This window comes from Aquimarina aggregata, from assembly GCF_001632745.1.
GTDB classification, from domain to species: Bacteria; Bacteroidota; Bacteroidia; order Flavobacteriales; family Flavobacteriaceae; genus Aquimarina; species Aquimarina aggregata.
The window spans coordinates 59,588-74,675 of sequence record NZ_LQRT01000003.1 but is presented as its reverse complement, the minus strand read 5'-3'; the positions used below and the strand labels follow the sequence as shown (position 1 = coordinate 74,675).

The 15,088-nt window shown below is 32.6% G+C and carries 14 protein-coding genes; 11 read left to right on the top strand and 3 right to left on the bottom strand.

Annotated features, from left to right (window positions below; translation table 11 throughout):
• Window positions 1–3: 3 nt before the first annotated feature.
• The 3 genes from AWE51_RS06400 to AWE51_RS06390 all read right to left on the bottom strand — a co-directional run bounded on the left by AWE51_RS06400 (window position 4) and on the right by AWE51_RS06390 (window position 3,289).
• Complete coding sequence (locus tag AWE51_RS06400; protein ID WP_066311172.1) at window positions 4–717, bottom strand: FadR/GntR family transcriptional regulator; 714 nt, start codon at window positions 715–717, stop codon at window positions 4–6.
• Window positions 718–900: 183 nt separating this feature from the next.
• Entirely contained in the window at window positions 901–2,190 is a 1,290-nt protein-coding gene (locus AWE51_RS06395; protein ID WP_066311170.1) for a polysaccharide lyase family 7 protein, read from the bottom strand.
• 157 nt (window positions 2,191–2,347) lie between these two features.
• Window positions 2,348–3,289 carry a polysaccharide lyase family 7 protein gene (locus tag AWE51_RS06390; RefSeq protein WP_066311168.1) on the bottom strand — a complete coding sequence of 314 codons (942 nt, stop codon included), beginning with the start codon at window positions 3,287–3,289 and terminating at the stop codon, window positions 2,348–2,350.
• A gap of 667 nt (window positions 3,290–3,956) precedes the next feature.
• Here AWE51_RS06390 and AWE51_RS06385 point away from each other — a divergent pair.
• From AWE51_RS06385 to argH, 11 genes are all read left to right on the top strand, one after another.
• Window positions 3,957–4,598 (top strand): GNAT family N-acetyltransferase, encoded by a 642-nt coding sequence (locus AWE51_RS06385; protein ID WP_066311165.1) that lies wholly within the window; start codon window positions 3,957–3,959, stop codon window positions 4,596–4,598.
• Window positions 4,586–5,776, top strand: coding sequence for an argininosuccinate synthase (locus AWE51_RS06380; RefSeq protein WP_066311163.1), 1,191 nt, complete (start codon window positions 4,586–4,588; stop codon window positions 5,774–5,776). The genes AWE51_RS06385 and AWE51_RS06380 overlap by 13 nt, the downstream gene beginning before the upstream one ends.
• The gene (gene argC / locus AWE51_RS06375; protein ID WP_066311162.1) at window positions 5,773–6,750 is read left to right on the top strand and encodes an N-acetyl-gamma-glutamyl-phosphate reductase; all 978 of its coding nucleotides are present in this window, start codon (window positions 5,773–5,775) and stop codon (window positions 6,748–6,750) included. The genes AWE51_RS06380 and argC overlap by 4 nt, the downstream gene beginning before the upstream one ends.
• Before the next feature lie 46 nt (window positions 6,751–6,796).
• Window positions 6,797–7,591 (top strand): pyrroline-5-carboxylate reductase, encoded by a 795-nt coding sequence (gene proC, locus AWE51_RS06370; protein ID WP_066311161.1) that lies wholly within the window; start codon window positions 6,797–6,799, stop codon window positions 7,589–7,591.
• Between the two features lie 65 nt (window positions 7,592–7,656).
• Window positions 7,657–8,802 carry an aspartate aminotransferase family protein gene (locus tag AWE51_RS06365; RefSeq protein ID WP_066311158.1) on the top strand — a complete coding sequence of 382 codons (1,146 nt, stop codon included), beginning with the start codon at window positions 7,657–7,659 and terminating at the stop codon, window positions 8,800–8,802.
• Window positions 8,799–9,998 (top strand): glutamate-5-semialdehyde dehydrogenase, encoded by a 1,200-nt coding sequence (locus AWE51_RS06360; RefSeq protein ID WP_066311156.1) that lies wholly within the window; start codon window positions 8,799–8,801, stop codon window positions 9,996–9,998. Before AWE51_RS06365 ends, AWE51_RS06360 begins: the two co-directional genes overlap by 4 nt.
• Window positions 9,982–10,779 (top strand): glutamate 5-kinase, encoded by a 798-nt coding sequence (proB, locus tag AWE51_RS06355; RefSeq protein ID WP_370449559.1) that lies wholly within the window; start codon window positions 9,982–9,984, stop codon window positions 10,777–10,779. The genes AWE51_RS06360 and proB overlap by 17 nt, the downstream gene beginning before the upstream one ends.
• A 6-nt stretch (window positions 10,780–10,785) precedes the next feature.
• A complete protein-coding gene (locus AWE51_RS06350; RefSeq protein WP_066311154.1) occupies window positions 10,786–11,733 on the top strand; it encodes an N-acetylornithine carbamoyltransferase in 948 nt (315 codons plus the stop codon).
• A gap of 45 nt (window positions 11,734–11,778) precedes the next feature.
• Window positions 11,779–12,561: an acetylglutamate kinase gene (argB, locus tag AWE51_RS06345; protein ID WP_066311149.1), complete on the top strand. Its 783-nt coding sequence runs from the start codon at window positions 11,779–11,781 to the stop codon at window positions 12,559–12,561.
• Between the two features lie 3 nt (window positions 12,562–12,564).
• On the top strand, window positions 12,565–13,632 hold the full coding sequence (locus AWE51_RS06340) for a M20 family metallo-hydrolase (protein WP_066311146.1): 1,068 nt from the start codon (window positions 12,565–12,567) through the stop codon (window positions 13,630–13,632).
• 11 nt (window positions 13,633–13,643) lie between these two features.
• The gene (gene argH / locus AWE51_RS06335; protein ID WP_066311144.1) at window positions 13,644–14,921 is read left to right on the top strand and encodes an argininosuccinate lyase; all 1,278 of its coding nucleotides are present in this window, start codon (window positions 13,644–13,646) and stop codon (window positions 14,919–14,921) included.
• The last annotated feature ends 167 nt before the right edge of the window (window positions 14,922–15,088 follow it).

Sequence of the window (15,088 nt, the reverse complement as noted above, 5' to 3'; positions counted from 1 at the left end):
TTCTTACTCATTACAATATCTATGTAATTCTTTGAAATGATTATTTAGATTCGCTACTGCCTTTTCAACATCTTTTTCTTTAACAGCATCTACTATATCCTGATGTTCTTTAATTAGCAGGTAGTTCTCTTCTTTATTACAAACTTTGTTTTTTACAAAATGTGTGATTATTTCGGGAGTAATAATCAGCATAAGAGAATTGATAACTGTATTATTACTAGCCTCAGCTAGTTTAAGGTGAAACATCAAATCTTCTTCTATAGCATCTAGTCCTTTAACTGCTTTTTCGCTATAGGCTTCATGTGCTTTTTGTATTTGATAGATTTGATTTTCTGTTCGTCGAGTTGCTGCTATCCTTACAGCATTAGTTTCTAGAATTATCCTAGTTTCTACTAAAGATTTAAAATCCGGATTTTGCAATTGAAGGATATCAGACATCATTCCGTTAAGTGCTGTTACACCAATATTTGAAACTCGAGTACCGCTCTGAGGGTACTTTTTAACAAGGCCATAAAATTCTAATCGTTGAATAGCTTGACGCAACTGATTTCGACTTACTCCAAATCTCTTAGCAAGATCTCTTTCTGCTGGAAGTCTGTCACCAGGTTCTAGTTGTTTAGATACTATTAATTCTCTTATTTTAGAGATGATAACTTCTTCTGGACTAGTTTTTGATTTAGTGGGTTTTTCAGTGTTGTCAATAACATTCAATTTCATATCAAATTTTAATTGTTTAGATCATTTTTCTTAAGAAAGAACCTTGTTCTTCCAAGAAAATAATATTAAAATTATCAATATAAATTTAAAAAGCCTCAATTTTTGTAAAAAAAACGAAACCGCCTAAAAATAAATCAGACGGCTTTGTGACATTAGGATAGTATTTATCCTATATAAGAAGGATTAATGAAATACCTCTAACTTGCTAATTCCTACACGACCAAAATCAGAACTTTTATAAGATTTTCCTTTCATTGATTGTAAGTAATTACCTGCTTTAAAATAGTTTTGTTTGGCTGCAGCTTTTTGCGAAGTAAAAATGGTTTTTATTCTATTACCACTACTATTAAGTTCGTATAATTTTACAACACTATTTTTATAAGTTAATTCAAAGTACATTTCTTCTCCTAGGTTAAAACTACCAACAGTTTTACCTCCACCTTCGAGTTCTTCTGTAACATATCCATTAATTCTTAATTTAACGCTGCCACTGGTTTGATTTGCATTTCCTTGACATTGCACTCTAATAACATCGTCAAAAAAGTCGGTCTTATCATGTATTTGTCCAAAACAAACTTTTCCTGAACTAGGTAAACGATCTACTCTTACTTTCCATTTCATTCGATGTTCTTTGCTAGTTGTACCATCCCAGAAAATATTGTTATTCCCGTTTGCGGTTAGTTCTCTTAACTCCATTCTTGGATTTCCTGAACCTGAAGAAGTATCACTTCCTGCCCATACTTGAAATATCGCCCAATTATTATCTAAAAAGAACCAATTATTATTTGTATAAGAGCTTAGATTTGGAATAGCATCTACATAGCTGTTATTCGATGGTGTTCCGCTTAATCCATTTAATTTCCAATTTTTAAGCCCAAGTAGATCATAAGGAGTGTTTCCACCGCCGTCGCCACCGCCATCACCGCCACCATCGCCATCTCCCGAACCATAAATCTCGGTTTCGGTCAAACTGTTCCAGCTATTACTAGAGTTTCCGAAGCCTGAAATGCGGACATATCGAGCACTAACTTCATTAAAATTATAAGTTTCTAGTTGACGAGTCGATCCGCTGCTTCCCTGAGATTTTCTATCGACTACGGTGAATAAATTAGAAGTAGAATTACCAACGCGTATTTTAAAATATGCTTTTCTTTGATCTCCTTTAAACCAAGCTAGCTTTACACTTGATATTTTTTTTGAAGAACCGAGATCATAAGTAATGTATTTCCCTGTTCTCCCGTTAGAAGACCAGCGCGTATTTAGATTGCCATCTAAAGTATTACTGGGTCTGTTACCGTCATCACCATTTGCAGATACCGAAGAAATATTGAGTTTGCTAGCTGATGCTTTAGCATCTGAATTCTGAATGCTTTCAAGTTGTTCTAGCGATTCAATATCTGTGGTGCAACTTGTAAATAATCCTAGAGTTATTGCAATGAATGAATAGCTCAGGGTTTTGCGATAGTTTTTCATAGTGTTTGTGTTAAAATTTTATTAATACCCTAATTGGTTGACCAATTTATAATAATCTATTGATTTTTACAAATAAAAAATGATTATTCGTTTAAAAAACAGTTAATTAATTATGAAATTAATGGTTAGGTGATAAGGGGAAAAGTACATTTATTCTTTAGAAATTTTCAGAGATATTTATTTCACTAAATTCTGCTATACCATTGCCGTTACTATCTAAGTTAACAGATTGATTATAAACCCCTGCTTTATAATAGTTGCTCTTACATGTTATATTTGTATAGGTACGAATTGGCATATTCATATCTTCTAAGTAAATTTTCAAAATGCTATTTTGTATTGTTATTTTAATAGTTAACCATTCTCCGAGAACATAATCATCTTTTATGTACCTGTCTGCATAGTTGCTGTTCCTAAAATCTATAGGAAACCCATCTGTCGCTCTGCCTTCGATAACATCTCCTAATAAGTATATTCTACCTGTGTCTCCTTCTACGGCATTTGGTTTATCACTTTGTATTTGTACTCTTAAAATATCGTCCCAAACATCTTGTTTGAAATCATGAATCTGCGCAAATGCAAATTTTTTGGTAGAAGAGGTTTGTACTATTTTTACTTTAAAATCTAATGTTTTTATACTGTTGTCATTGGCGTCCCAACCTTTTTCACCACTTTCATCAGAAGGCATTTCTCTTAGCTCACTTCTTGTATTTGAAGAATTTCCGGTAGTAGGAATGTCTTTTAGTGAAGGGCAAGAAAATAGCACATTCTTATTTTTTACAAAAAAGAATTCGTCTTTATATGTTTTGAAACTAGGATCTCCCTCAAAATCATTTCTACTTTTGTCTAAATATACTTCATCAGCTATACCATCATTATTGAAATCCCTTGGAAGAGTGATTTTCCAATTTTTGAGTTCTAAAACTTCATAGGGTATGTCTGAAGTTGTTTCTCCATCCCCGTCTGTGATATCACCATCGGTTGTATCTCCCTCGTCTTGTTCTTGGTTTTCGGGTTCGTCGTTATCTGAGGAACAATTGGTTAAAGAAAATATAAATAACACTACAACTGGAATGTATTTTAATTTGCTGATTTTCATAATTATTTTGATTAACAGGATTTAAACATTACAACAACATTAATTCTAAAGTATATTTAAGCCCTACTTTTAAAGTGACTATATGCATAACGATAATTATTTGTTTTAGTATAGGATGACTTTAATTAATATTGTTAGATACCTGTTGCTTATGTATATACTATTTGAACGTAGTTTTTTAGTATTGATCGATTTTGAAAAGTATTTGTTATTAATTGCGTTTATGCTAAATAAGATGATAAGATTTTGCGAAAATCGTATAATTCTAGTTTTTTTTATTTTTTTTAACCTTATCTACGTACTTTTTATGTAATATTGTACCATCTAGTTAACGAAAGGGGCTACGGCCGACGATTTAGAGTTACTATTATTATGAAAACGGCAACAATCATTTATTCAGAAGTTAATGTTCAATATTTGAACACATTATCTAATTCTATAACTCCTTTACGCCGCTTTCGCCGCCCCTTGGGGGTCTAATATTCTTTCGAAGTTGGTGCGTCCTTCTTCTCTATAAAATAGAATCCACTTTATATTTAAGTTTTGTTTTGAAATACGTTCATACTGTATTTTTAAATATGATTTAAAGTATATTAAATTTCTTCAGGATTCAGAATAATCAAACTTTTTTTAATATCAAAACCTATTTGATAAACGGAATTCGTTTATGAAAACAGTAAAAATTATTATAGCCAATAAAAATCATCTTCACTTTTCTACAGAGATATGTGATGTGATTTCTGATTCTGCAAAAGTAAGAGGTACTGGTATAGCTAAGCGTACACCGGAGTATATAGAATCTAAGATGCAAAATGGAAATGCAATTATAGCATTGTCAGATGGTAAATTTGCGGGATTTTGTTATATAGAAGTTTGGGGGCACGGTAAGTATGTTGCACATTCTGGATTAATAGTACATCCTGATTTTAGAAATCAAGGATTAGCGAAAAAAATTAAAGAATTTACATTTAATTACTCCTTAAAAAAATACCCTAAATCAAAAGTGTTCGGTATTACTACAGGGTTAGCAGTAATGAAGATTAATTCAGATCTAGGATATAAACCTGTAACGTTTTCAGAACTTACAGATGATCCCAAATTTTGGTCGGGTTGTAAAACATGTACCAATTTTGATATTCTAACATCCAAAGACCATAAAATGTGCCTTTGTACTGGTATGTTGTATGATCCTGCTAAAACGGCGATTAAAAAAGAAAAGTGGTTCAATAAAAAAGTATTAAAACGATTAAAAAAAATTAAGCAGACAATGCTTGCAAATAATAAACAATTGTTATTATGGAAAAAGTAGTATTAGCATATAGTGGAGGTCTAGACACCTCGTATTGCGTAAAATACCTTATTCACGAACAAAACCTTGAAGTGCATACTATTTTGGTAAATACAGGAGGGTTTACAGAAAAGGAACTTGAAGAAACAGAAAAGAGAGCATATGAACTAGGAAGTTCTGATCACGTAAATAAAACAATACTTGATGAGTTCTATAATAAAGCTATCAAATATCTCATTTTTGGTAATGTTCTTAAAAATAATACATATCCACTTTCGGTAAGTGCAGAAAGGATATTTCAGGCTATAGAAGTTATTAATTATGCTAAAAAAATAGGAGCTAAATATATCGCACACGGGAGTACTGGGGCAGGAAATGATCAAATAAGATTTGATGTGATTTTTCAAACATTGGCACCAGAAATAGAAATTATAACTCCAATAAGAGACTTAAAACTATCTAGACAGGAAGAGGTGGCATACCTAGAAAAACATAATGTTCACTATAGTTGGGAAAAAGCACAATACTCAATTAACAAGGGTATTTGGGGAACTAGTGTAGGAGGAAAAGAAACATTAACATCTCACAGTTCTTTGCCAGATTCTGCATATCCAAGTCAGCTTAAAAAAGAAAAAGAAGAAACAATAACGTTGAATTTTGAAAAAGGAGAATTAATAGGCCTAGAAGGTGTTAAGGATACTCCAGTCAAGAATATTCAAAAACTTGAAGAATTGGCAAGTGCTTTTGCTATTGGTAGAGATATTCATGTGGGAGATACTATAATAGGTATCAAAGGAAGAGTTGGTTTTGAAGCAGCAGCACCAATGATTATTATTAAAGCTCACCATTTACTAGAAAAGCATGTACTTACTAAATGGCAACAATATTGGAAAGAACAATTGGCTAATTGGTATGGAATGCTATTGCATGAGGGAAATTACCTAGATCCTGTAATGAGAAATATTGAAGTGTTTATGGAGGATTCTCAAAAATCTGTGACTGGAGACGTAAAAATCAAACTGAAACCCTATCATTTTACACTAGAAGGAGTGACCTCTGATTTTGATATGATGAAGTCTGACTTTGGTCAATACGGAGAGATGAATAACTCTTGGACATCAGATGATGCCAAAGGATTTATTAAAATTTATGGAAACGCTAATAAGATATATCATAACGTAAACCCAAGTGAATCATGATTAAAGTAGGAATAATTGGTGGGTCAGGTTATACAGCTGGAGAGTTGTTAAGATTACTTGTAAATCACAGTGATGTAATTTTGGACTTTGTATTTAGCACCACAAACGCAGGGGTACAGATTAGCAAACAGCATAGAGATTTGGTGGGAGAACTGGATTTAGAGTTTACAAATCAAGTAAATCCTAATGTTGATGTTGTCTTTTTATGTTTAGGACACGGTCGATCTCGATCATTTTTAGAAGAAAATTCTTTTTCTGATACTACTAAAGTAATTGATTTGGGAAATGATTTTAGATTAGAAGAAGATCAACAATATATGAATCGAGATTTTGTATATGGTTTACCAGAATTACAAAAAGACAGAATTAAGAACGGAAAAAATATAGCTAATCCAGGTTGTTTTGCAACAGCTATTCAATTAGGATTATTGCCTTTGGCTTCTGCTAAAAAAATTATAGATACGGTGCATGTTAATGCAACTACAGGGAGCACAGGGGCTGGAGTTATGCCAGGTTCTACGACACATTTTAGTTGGAGAGATAATAATTTTTCAAGTTATAAAGTTTTTTCACATCAACATCTGGGAGAAATAGAACAAAGTTTACAACAACTTCAAACAAGTTTTACAACCCCAATATTCTTTATCCCGAATCGAGGAAACTTTAGCAAAGGAATTTATGCTACAATATATACTAAATACGAAGGTAGTGAAGAAGAAGCTAAAGAACTTTATAAAACATATTATGCAGATGCAAAATTCACAGTAGTTTCTGATGAAGAAGTTAATTTAAAACAAGTGGTAAATACAAATAAATGTATTCTTCATATTACTAAAAAAAATGGAATGCTGCTGATAACTTCTGTGATCGATAATTTGATAAAAGGAGCTTCGGGACAAGCAATACATAATATGAATTTGATGTTTGGATTAGAAGAAAAAACAGGGTTAGAATTAAAGGCTAGCGCTTTTTAATTCGCTCTTAGCATAAGATGATATCAATAGATAAAGAAAATATAAAATGAATAAAATAACAATCATAGGAGGTGGTAATCTAGGAAAATCAATTATTTCCGGTTTAGCAAGCAGCGATATCTTTGAAGCAAAAAACATAACGGTAGTTGATAAGTCCAAGTATAACCTAAAAGAAGTTAAAGAAAAACTAGGTGTTGCTACTTCTCAAGATATTATTACGGCTATCAAAGATGTAAAATGGGTTATTCTTTGTGTTCAACCAAGACAATTAGATGTTGTTTTAGACGAAATTAAACCAGTTTTAACTAAAGATCAGATTTTAATATCGACAGTTACAGGAACTTCTATTGCAGAGATTAATGAATTTGTACCAACGAATAAAGTTATTCGGGTTATGCCAAATACAGGAGCTTCAAAAAAATTATCAATGACTTGTATTGCAGCCAATGAAGATGTTAAAGAGGAGTTAGCAATTGTAGAAAAAATGTTCGATACTATCGGAGAAACCCTAGTTATAGAAGAACGATTAATGCAAGCTGCTACTGTTTTAGGAGCAAGTGGTATTGCCTTCTTTTTAAGGTTTTTAAGAGCAATGATACAAGGCGGTATCCAAATGGGGTTTCACCCTCACGAAGCTCAAATCATTGCAGTGCAAACAGCAATCGGTGCGGCAACTTTGGTAGCAGAAAATGGGACACACCCAGAGCGAGAAATTGATAAGGTGACAACACCTCAGGGATGTACCATAGAAGGACTTAATGAAATGGAACATCAAGGCTTAAGTTCCTCTGTTATAAAAGGAGTTATGGCGTCTTATGAAAAAATAAATACAATAAAATAACTGGCAGTATTATTTGCTCTATAATCAAGAGAGAATAGGCTAATACTATCACAAAAAATAGTAAAATGGAATTGTTTGATGTATATCCGTTATATAATGTAGAGCCTCAAAAAGCCTATGATTGTACTGTAGTAGATAAAAATGGAATAGAATATTTGGATTTGTATGGTGGTCATGCTGTAATTTCTATAGGGCACTCACATCCGCACTACGTTAAGAATTTAAAAGAACAAGTAGAAAAAATAGGATTTTATTCTAATGCCGTACAGAATAGCTTACAATCTAAATTAGCAAAAAAATTAGGAGAACTTTCAAATTATAATGACTACCAACTTTTTTTATGTAATTCTGGAGCAGAAGCAAACGAAAATGCTTTAAAATTAGCATCATTCAAAACTAATAAATCAAGAGTGATAGCATTTCATAATGGTTTTCATGGTCGAACTTCTGCAGCGGTCGCCGCTACTGATAATTTAAAGATTAATTCTCCTCTTAATGCACAGCAAAATGTTACTTTTTTGCCATTAAATCAAATTGAGTTGGTAAAAACTGAATTAGAAAAAGAAGATGTTTGCGCTATTATTATCGAACCTATTCAAGGAGTAGGAGGATTAGATGAAGGAACAACAGAATTTTTTGTTGCATTAGAAAAATTATGTCGTGAGTTTAAAGCAATTTTGATCCTAGATGAAGTGCAATCAGGTTTTGGGAGAAGTGGCGAATTCTTTGCTCATCAATATCATGGAATCAAACCAGATATTATTTCGATAGCTAAGGGTATGGGTAATGGATTTCCAGTAGGTGGAATTATAATAGCTCCGCATATTAAACCAAGTTATGGCATGTTAGGAACTACTTTTGGAGGTAATCACTTGGCTTGCGTTGCAACATTATCTGTATTAGAGGTTTTAGAAACCGAAAACCTTATAAGTAATGCAAAGCTTACCGGAGATTATTTTTTATCAGAAGCGATTAAACTTCCAGGGGTACAAAAGGTTAAGGGTAGAGGCCTAATGCTCGGTTTAGAATTTGATTTTGAAGTTAGTGAGCTAAGAAAAAAGCTAATCTATGATCATCATATTTTTACTGGGGGTGCAATGAATAAAAAACTCTTGAGAATACTACCTCCATTAACTATAGGCAAAAAAGAAATAGATAAGTTTATTAACGCACTGCAAAGTGTACTAACTGAAGAAAAGGTAGATTTATGAATAGTATACAATTAAGCATAATAGAAAGAAATGCTGTCTTGCAAAGTATGGCTACTCTTGTAGATCAACATAGAGATGAATTAATACATGTTAATCAAAAAGATCTTAAAAACTATTCTGGCGATGATAAAGCAATGTATGACAGACTTAAGGTAGATCAAAGCAAGATAGAAGGAATGATCTTATCCTTACAGCAATTGGCTGATCAGGCCGATCCCTTGGGAGTTGAGCGATTTACGTTTGAACATGATAATGGTATGAAAATAGCCAATAAAACGGCATCCTTTGGGACCGTGTTAATTATTTACGAATCTAGACCAGATGTTACTATCGAAGCTGCTGGGATTGCCTTTAAGTCAGGAAATAAGATATTATTAAAAGGAGGTAAAGAGTCACTACATTCTAATCTTGCAATTGTAGCACTATGGCACAAAGCACTTTCAGAAAATCAGATCACGACAAAGTGGGTTGAGTACCTAAATTATGATAGGCAAAAAACACAATTATTTTTAGAAAAACCAACTCAAAAGGTAGATCTCATTGTACCAAGAGGAGGAGAAAAACTAATAGACTTTGTAAAAACACATGCAACATGCCCTGTTATTGTTAGTGGAAGAGGTAATAATTTTGTTTATGTACATAAAGATGCAGATAATACCATAGCAATAGACAACATTATAAATGGCAAGACGGATAAAATATCCGCTTGTAATGCAGTAGATAAAGTGTTAATTGATAAAAATCTTCCTAATAAAGAAGATTTTATACATAAACTGATTGCTGCCCTCAAGATTCACGATGTCGAAATTTTAGGAGATCGATCCATAACTCAATATCCTGATATAAAACCAATAGATAGTGATACAGTTTGGTATGATGAATTTTTAGATTATAAAATTGTCATTGGTGAAACAGAAGACGAAATCGAAGCAATTTCAAAAATAAACACCTATTGTGGCGGACATTCTGCAGCCATAATTACAAAGAATCAATCAACTGCAGACACATTTATGTCCTCTGTAGATTGTGCAGCTGTTTACCATAACGCATCTACAAGGTTTACAGATGGATTCCAACTAGGTTTAGGAGGAGAATTGGCAATAAGTACAGATAAATTACATCAACGCGGTCCAATAGGGTTGCAACATTTAGTAACCAATAAATGGTATATACATGGCGATGGACAAACAAGATAAAAAGAGAATTGTACTTAAGGTAGGATCCAACGTTCTTACTAAAGAAACAGATCATATCTCTAGAGGAAAGATTGAAGATATAGGTAGGCAAATTGTAGCAATGCAAGATGAATATGAATTTGTAATAGTAAGTTCAGGAGCTATTGCGGTAGCAAAACAATTTGTTAATCTAGAAAGTAATGGTGCTGCAATTAATGTAAAACAAGCACTTGCATCTATAGGTCAACCACATTTAATGCGGATTTTTCAAGAGAGTTTTAGAGACCTAGGACTACTTACTTCTCAATGTCTATTATCTTATTCTGATTTTGAAAGAGCCCAGTCTAAGAAAAATATTGTAAATACAATAAATGTATTACTGGCCAATCATTACATCCCGATCATTAATGAAAATGATACAGTAGCAACAGATGAAATCCAATTTGGCGATAATGATAAGTTAGCGGCATTAACGGCATCTTTGTTAAAGGCTGACAAGTTGTTAATAGCAACAAACACAAATGGGGTATATACTAAAGAATCTGTAGAGGATAATACTTATGATACTATAGCTAGTGTCGATAATATAAATGCGCTAGAAAACGAAATCATAGCAGAGACTTCTACTCACGGTACTGGTGGTATGAAATCAAAAATAGAAGCAGCAAGAATAGCCCAAGAAGCACATATAGAAACTTGGGTAGTAAATGGGTTAAGGGATAACTTTATTGTAGATGCAATTAATGAACAATATCCCTTTACTAAAATAATATTAGAAAATAAAGTTGAGCCTATAAATTGAGAAAAAATGAAAAATTACTTTTCTATACAAGATATTGATTCGCTACCAAATTGGGTAGATGAAGCCATTAAAATGAAAAAAAATCCATTATCTCATAAAACCTTGGGTGTAGATAAGACCATTGGATTATTGTTTTTTAATCCAAGCCTTAGAACTAGGTTGAGTACTCAAAAAGCAGCACTAAATTTAGGAATGAACGTAATTGTAATGAATTTTACAGGAGAAGGATGGTCGCTCGAATATGGAGATGGTACCGTAATGGATCAGGGAAATTCTGAACATGTTAGAGAAGCAGCTCAGGTAGTATCTCAATATTGTGATGTTTTAGCAATACGAGCTTTTGCAAAATTGGAAAATAAGGAAGATGATTATAGTGAAAAGGTACTACAAAGTTTCATGAAGTATGCCACTATTCCTGTTATAAATATGGAGAGTGCCACTGGGCACCCTTTACAGGCACTAACAGATGCTATAACAATAACAGAACATAAAAAAAATAAAAAGCCAAAGGTTGTACTTTCATGGGCACCGCATCCTAAAGCTTTACCGCAAGCAGTAGCAAATTCTTTTGTAGAGATGATGCAGCATACAGATGCAGATTTTGTAATTACCCACCCAGTGGGATTTGAGTTAGCCAGTCAGATTACTAAAGAGGTGCCCATTGATTACAACCAAGAAAATGCATTTAAAGATGCTGATTTTATTTATGTAAAGAATTGGAGTGCATATCAAGACTATGGTAAGACCAAATCTGATGGTGCTTCTTGGAGAATTACTAAGGATAAAATGAAATTGACCAACAATGCTAAATTTATGCATTGTTTGCCAGTAAGAAGAAATGTTGTTGTGGATGATGCTGTCATTGATAGCAAGAACTCAATAGTTATCGAACAAGCAAATAATAGAACATTTGCAGCACAACTGGTTTTAAAGAAGATCTTAGAGAACAATTAAAAATTAGAAACTTTTACATGTTTTGTGAAAACTAAAAATGTAAATATGAAAAAGGAAAAGTTATTGGTTGCCAAAATAGGAGGCAATATTATAGAAGATGAAAAAGCTTTATCTTCATTTTTAGAAGATTTTTCAAAGGTCGAAGGCGCTAAAATTTTGATCCATGGCGGTGGGAAATCGGCAACCAAATTAGCAAATCAATTAGGAGTAAAAACTGAAATGATTGATGGACGAAGAATCACGTCTTCTGATAATTTGGATATCGTTGTGATGACATATGCGGGGCTTTTAAATAAAAAAATTGTAGCCGAATTACAGAAATACAACTCTAATGCATTGGGATTAACAGGCGCTGATGCAAATATAATTCAAGCAAAGAAGAGGTCTGTGCAGTTTATTGATTACGGTTATGTTGGAGATGTAGTTAAAGTAGACCCTACTATTATTACAAGTTTTTTAGGGCAGGGTATAGTACCAGTATTTTGTGCTGTTACTCATGATTCAAAAGGGCAGTTGTTTAATACTAATGCAGATACTATTGCATCAGAAATAGCATCTGCCATGAGTACTAATTTTGACGTATCCTTATTTTATTGCTTTGAATTAAAAGGAGTTTTAGAAAATATAGAGGATAAAAATTCGGTAATTGAACATATAGATTTAAATAAATATTCGCAATTAAGAGATGATGAAGTAATTGCTGATGGCATGTTGCCCAAACTTCAAAATTGTTTTGATGCCTTACAAAAAAATGTGAGTAAAGTACACATTGCAAATGCAGATTTTATAAAAAACAATAATACAAAACATACGACCTTGAGTTTATAGATCATGATTGAAAAACTAACAACACAAGCCATAGAACTGCTAAATCAACTTATAGAGACACCGTCTTTTTCATCAGAAGAAGAAGAGACAGCTCAATTGATTGAAGGATGGTTTATCCAGCATGATATTCCTTTTGAAAGAGAAAACAATAATATATGGGCTTATAATGAACATTTTGATGATAGTAAACCTACAATTTTACTAAACTCACATCATGATACGGTAAAACCAAATGGAAATTATACCAATAATCCTTTTAGTGCATTTGTAAAAGATAAAAAACTTTATGGTTTGGGTAGTAATGATGCTGGAGGATGTTTGGTGTCTTTAATAGCCACATTTACATATTTTTATAAGAATCGAGATTTACAATACAATCTCGTTATTGTTGCTTCTGCAGAAGAGGAAAGTAGTGGTCCCCTTGGTTTAAAGAGTGTTTTAAAACATCTTAAGAATGTCGAATTTGCTATTGTTGGAGAGCCTACATTAATGCAGTTGGCAATTGCAGAAAAAGGACTACTGGTTTTAGACGTATCAGTTAAAGGAACAGCAAGTCACGCAGCACATCCCAATGATGATAATGCAATTTACAATGCACTAAATGTAATTCGTTGGTTTGAAACTTATGCATTTAATAAAATTTCGGATACCTTAGGTAAAGTAAAAATGACTGTTACTCAAATCAATGCAGGAAAACAACACAATGTTGTACCAGCGAGCTGTGATTTAGTAGTGGATGTACGTGTAAATGATAAATATAAAAATGAAGAAGTATTGCAAATCATAACACAAGAGTTGCCGAATAATGTGGTAGTAAAACCTAGATCACTACATCTTGGATCATCATCAATTCCTATAGATCATCCTATTGTAAAATCAGGAATCGCATTAGGTAGGACAACATATGGTTCCCCTACTTTATCCGATCAATCAGTTTTAAGCTGCCCTTCATTAAAAATGGGACCTGGGGATTCAACAAGGTCACACTCTGCAGATGAATTTATTTATTTAGAAGAAGTGATTGAAGGAGTCGAGCTTTACATAAAAACTCTAGACAAAATATTAAAATAAATAATGAACTAATGAAACTTTGGGATAAAGGATTACCAACAGATCAAAAAATAGACATGTTTACCGTAGGTAATGATAGGCAATTAGATTTGGTAATAGCTAAATATGATATAAAAGCAACATTGGCGCATGCAAAGATGTTACACACTATAGATTTACTATCTGAAGATGATATTTCTAAAATTGAAACTGAGCTAAACAACTTAGCCAAAGAGATTGAAGAAGGAACATTTATAATCGAAAATCAATTTGAAGATGTACATTCTAAAATAGAATTTGAATTAACAAAACGAATAGGAGATGCAGGTAAGAAAATACACACTGCTAGATCTCGTAACGATCAGGTTTTGGTGGCAATGCATCTGTATCTTAAAGATGAGTTAACTCAAATTAAATCACAGGTAAAAGAATTATCTAGAAATTTATTGATCACAGCAGAGCAATATAAAGATATCTTATTACCAGGCTATACACATTTACAAATTGCAATGCCTTCCTCTTTTGGATTATGGTTCTCATCTTATGCAGAGAGTTTTGTTGACGATCTGTATTTTGTAAATGCAGCATTAAAAGTTGTTGATCAAAACCCTTTAGGTAGTGCTGCAGGATATGGTAGTTCATTTCCGATAGATAGAGAGTTTACAACCAAAGAATTGGGATTTGAAACTTTAAAATATAATGTAGTAGCTGCTCAAATGAGTAGAGGTAAATCAGAAAAGTCAACTGCTTTTGCGATGAGTAGCGTAGCTGGAACATTATCCAAATTGGCAATGGATGTTTGTTTGTATATGAGTCAAAACTTTGATTTTATGAGTATTCCTTCAGAGTTTACAACGGGTTCAAGTATCATGCCCCATAAAAAAAATCCAGATGTTTTTGAGCTAATAAGAGGAAAATGTAATAAAATTCAGGCATTACCCTATGAATTGACCCTTTTAATTAATAATTTGCCTAGTGGATATCATAGAGATCTTCAATTATTAAAAGAAGGTGTTGTTCCTGCTATCCAAGATTTAAAGGCATCGCTAGAAATGGCAATTTATGCTTTGCAAAGTGTAACAGTAAATAAACATATTCTTGAAGATAATAAATACGATTATTTGTTTAGTGTGGATACTTTAAATACTTTAGTAATGAAAGGAATGTCATTTAGGGATGCTTATGTGAAAATTGGAATGGATATAGAGAACTCAAATTACAAACCAGAAAAGCATACAAAACATAGTCATATCGGGAGTATAAACAATTTATGCCTGGATAAGATTAGAGAAAAACTAGATAATATATAGAAGAAACCGGAGCAAGTTTAATTGAGTGTAAGTTGAGTTAGTTTAATTTTTTAGCTTCGGTCTAGATCCCCAGAGGAGTTGTTAACCACTGGGGATTGTTTTTTTTTTTGGTTTAATATGTGTATTTATAGTGTAATACAATATTTTAAAAATGTATTTTAAATAAA